The sequence below is a fragment of the Aequoribacter sp. genome, from assembly GCF_965659035.1.
GTDB lineage: Bacteria > Pseudomonadota > Gammaproteobacteria > Pseudomonadales > Halieaceae > Aequoribacter.
Genome location: NZ_CBFHWH010000005.1, coordinates 58570 through 61353, shown reverse-complemented (window position 1 = coordinate 61353; position 2784 = coordinate 58570). Strand labels below are relative to the sequence as shown.

Annotated in this window: 3 protein-coding genes; all 3 read left to right on the top strand. The window is 54.8% G+C overall.

Annotated features, from left to right (window positions below; all coding sequences use genetic code 11):
* A partial coding sequence (locus ACTF5Z_RS01925) for a hypothetical protein (protein ID WP_438984295.1) occupies positions 1-453 on the top strand: 453 nt, incomplete at its 5' end.
* On the top strand, positions 450-1664 hold the full coding sequence (locus tag ACTF5Z_RS01920) for a hypothetical protein (RefSeq protein ID WP_438984294.1): 1215 nt from the start codon (positions 450-452) through the stop codon (positions 1662-1664). The genes ACTF5Z_RS01925 and ACTF5Z_RS01920, both read left to right, overlap by 4 nt.
* Positions 1664-2784 (top strand): hypothetical protein (locus tag ACTF5Z_RS01915; RefSeq protein WP_438984293.1); only part of this gene is annotated, 1121 nt, incomplete at its 3' end. The genes ACTF5Z_RS01920 and ACTF5Z_RS01915, both read left to right, overlap by 1 nt.

Genomic DNA, 2784 nt, shown 5'->3' with positions numbered 1-2784 from the left:
AGCGAAGCAACCCAACAAGGCGTCCCCGGAGCCTCAGGCCCGATGAGCCAGAGCGAGAAAATTGCTGTGCTGGATGCTGAGCTCGAACGCGCCACAGGCGTGTTTGATCAGATTATCCTAGATGCGCAAGCGGAGCAGCGTGAGTCTGATACCGAACCGAACCCGCAGTACCCGGCGGGCGCGGAAACTGCGAGTACGGATAGTAACCAAACGTACGGCCGTATGCCTGGGGGCATGGGCAGCCAAGGTGGCGGGGGCGGCATGCGTACCGGCGAGGTTAGTGCGGCTAACACAACCGCTAAGTATCCACCCCCAGGCGACATACCTAGCGGCGACGATGATGACGTTATCGCGCGCCAACTGCGCGAAGCTGCGATGCGCGAACCCGATCCCGCAGTCCGCGAAAAACTGTGGGACGAATACCGAAAATACAAAGGAATTAACCAAGGATGAAGATCTCTGTGCGGGTAGTTGGCTGCTTGATCGTTACGCTGGTCAGTCTAAGCGGTTGCGTATCACAAACCGTAAAAACCACCAAAATCCCCGCCATCCAAACGCCCACGGCAGCCATTCCAAACGAACAATTATTGGACGTCAGCATTGCCCTATTTGACCCGGGGCTGGATATCGAATCGGATGGCGATATTCCAGTATTCCCCGAAGTGCGGCAATCAGAAGCTCGCTATATGCCCCAAGTGTTAATGAGCGCAATGCAAGACAGCGGCGCTTGGGGTGCGGTGCGTGTCGTGCCCTCCGAGGACCAACTCACGGACTTAATGATCAGCGGCAAGATCCTGCGCTCTGATGGCAAAAATTTAGCCCTTGAAATTACCGCGGTGGACGCAACCAACCGCTACTGGATCGATCACCGCGTCTATAAAGCCGAAGCGTCTCGCTACGCCTACTCAACGACAACAAGAAGCACCCACGACGCTTTCCAGGCCGTGTACAACCGCATTGCAAATGACCTGTTGCAGTACTATGACAAGCTCGGCCCCGCAACCTTAGTACGAGTACGGCAAGTCGCCGAAATGCGCTTCGCCGAGCGCTTTGCAAGCCAAGCTTTTGAGGACTATGTCATCTACGAAGACGGGCGTTATCAGCTGCAAAAATTACCCGCGGAGGGCGACCCCATGCTTGAGCGGGTCCGCAAAATACGCGCACGTGACCATTTATACGTCGATACTTTACAAACCTATTACGAGCAATTTGGCGGTCAGATGCAGTTGCCCTACCAAGAGTGGCGCAAACTTACCTACGAAGAAGCCATGGCCCTAGAAGAAGTTCGAGCAGAAGCCGCGAGCGATTTATTAATTGGGGGCTTGTCAGTACTCGCGGGTATTTATGCGGCGGCTGAAGGCAATGACGCCGTGACACGAACGGCGGGTAACGTTGCGATAATGGGCGGCGCCTACATGGTCAAAAGCGGATTAGACAAACGTAATGAGGCCGCCATTCACGTCGAGGCACTAGAAGAGCTTGGGGCGTCCTTGGAAGCCGAAATTACACCTCAGGTCATTCAACTCGACGATCAAACAATTACTCTGACCGGGAACGTGCAGGATCAATATGCCCAGTGGCGCGCCTTGCTCGACGATATCTACGAGTCAGAGATTGGCAGCTTGGATCAAACACTGCGATCACAACAGGACAGTAATCGCTGATGCAAAAACGCATTGAACCGACCGAGTTTCAGCCCGCTGTAGCGCGCAGTGACACTAAACTCCAAGAAGGCAACAAGCCTTGGGGCTTAGTCCTCGCGGTCGTCCTTATTTTGGTTGCCATTTACGGCGTTTTTATTTGGCTCCCCGGACAAGTTACACCGACCAGTCCCACCGGTGTTCAAGCAAATCAAACGTCAACTTCAACGCAAACGCCAAACCGCGCAGGTGCCGAGCTGGGTAGCCCTGCCTCAGAACTTTCTCCATTCGAACAAGCGCAACTGGAAAAAGCGCGCAAAGAGGCTCAAGACGTGCTTGAGCAGATACTCTTACAACAAGAAGTATTGCAGGAAGCAAAAGTCGAGTTGTGGGGACAGGCGCCCTACGAACAAGCACTCAGTCGTGCTCAGGAAGGAGATCAATACTACCGCGATAGAGATTTTGCCAGCGCAATTGCAGGTTACTCAGCAGCCTTAGAACAGCTCGCTGAACTCAGCGATGGCATGCCGGCTCGCGCCAACATGGCCGAGCTGCAAACCAGAGACGCGATTGAAGTGTTTGACCTACAAGTGGCAGAACAACAACTGAATCTGCTTGAGGCCCTCGCGCCCAACCACAGTAGCATTGCGAGACTGGCTCAGCGTATCGAGGCGCTGCCGCAAACTGCGCAGTACTTCGACAACGCCCAGCAAGCACGAAGCCAATCGAATTGGAGTGCAGCCAAGGTCGCGATTGATGCGGCGGCCAAGGCCGATCCTGCTCATCAGGCCGTTAGCCTTGCGCAATCAGAAATTCTCGAAAAATGGCAACAAGCGATGTTTGAGGAAACACTCGGGCAAGCTTACGCTGCCATCGAAGATAAGGACTTCGACATGGCCGCGCGTTTGCTTTCAGAGGCGAGGGCTTTCAGGGGTTCAAACGAAGCCCTAGACCAAGCCAGAGCAACGCTCGCACTTGCTGAGACGACCGCAACTCTGCGCCGACTCGAACAAGCGGCCGACGCCGCTACTCAGCAGGAAGATTGGCAAGGCGTCATCGATCTTTACCAAGAGGCGCTCACCTTAGACCCGAGCATTCAGTTCGCACAACAAGGCCTTCCCAATGCGCAAGGGCGCCTGCAACT

Bases quoted from the DNA above. Each gene is read 5' to 3' on its own strand.
- ACTF5Z_RS01920 (WP_438984294.1), top strand. From the start codon at position 450: ATGAAGATCTCTGTGCGGGTAGTTGGCTGCTTGATCGTTACGCTGGTC.